Below are 334 nucleotides of genomic sequence, written 5' to 3'. Positions count from 1 at the left end.
TATTATAATTATTTTGATTTAGTCACGACAAAAAGCCCTCATATGAGGGCTTTTTTAATTATAACTGTGTACGGTATTTTTCTATAGCTTCTTGTATTTTTTCTATCCTGTTATCAGGATCAGGATGTGTACTTTGAAACTCTGGAACACGATTGGGGCCTGCCGCTTCTTTTAAAATTTTCATGACGCCAATCATCTCTTGTGGATTATATCCTGCTCTCATCATAAATCTTACTCCTAAGTCATCACTTTCTAACTCATCGTCTCTACCATTGGTAAGCAAGGTTTGTTGCCCTATACCACTTACCAAACCACCCATATCCGCACCTACAGA

At 37.4% G+C, this 334-nt stretch carries 1 protein-coding gene; it reads right to left on the bottom strand.

The window, feature by feature from the left end:
* Positions 1-58: 58 nt before the first annotated feature.
* The coding region (locus tag H4O21_RS28680) for a M48 family metalloprotease (RefSeq protein ID WP_182812658.1) at positions 59-334 on the bottom strand (276 nt) is incomplete at its 5' end.

The organism is Oceanospirillum sediminis (assembly GCF_014164585.1).
Taxonomy (GTDB): domain Bacteria; phylum Pseudomonadota; class Gammaproteobacteria; order Pseudomonadales; family Halomonadaceae; genus Oceanospirillum; species Oceanospirillum sediminis.
The sequence above is the reverse complement of the archived record's forward strand: the minus strand, read 5'-3'. Positions and strand labels throughout refer to the sequence as shown.